Origin of the sequence: Streptomyces beijiangensis (assembly GCF_017315755.1) — a bacterium.
Taxonomy (GTDB): Bacteria; Actinomycetota; Actinomycetes; order Streptomycetales; family Streptomycetaceae; genus Streptomyces; species Streptomyces beijiangensis.
The window spans coordinates 1-334 of sequence record NZ_JAFLRJ010000786.1 but is presented as its reverse complement, the minus strand read 5'-3'; the positions used below and the strand labels follow the sequence as shown (position 1 = coordinate 334).

1 protein-coding gene is annotated in these 334 nt (G+C 71.0%); it reads left to right on the top strand.

Annotation, left to right across the window (positions count from 1 at the left end):
* Window positions 1-334 (top strand): LacI family DNA-binding transcriptional regulator (locus tag J0695_RS39090; RefSeq protein ID WP_206969613.1); only part of this gene is annotated, 334 nt, incomplete at both ends.

Here is a 334-nt window from a genome sequence, read left to right as displayed (position 1 = left end):
GTCCTGAACAGCCATCCCTCGGTACGCCCCGACACCCGCGAGCGGGTGATGGCCGCCGTCGAGGCCCTCGGCTACCGGCCCAACGGCGTGGCCCGCTCCCTGCGCACCGACCAGACGCGCACGCTCGGCCTGGTCATCAGCGACGTGATGAACCCGTACTTCACCGAGCTCGCCCGCTCCGTCGAGGACGAGGCCCGCGCCCACGGCTACAGCGTGATCATCGGCAACGCCGACGAACAGCCCGCTCTCCAGGACCACCACATCCGCTCGCTCCTGGACCGCCGTATCGACGGTCTCCTGGTCAGCCCCACCGACGGCGGCTCCCCGGTGATGC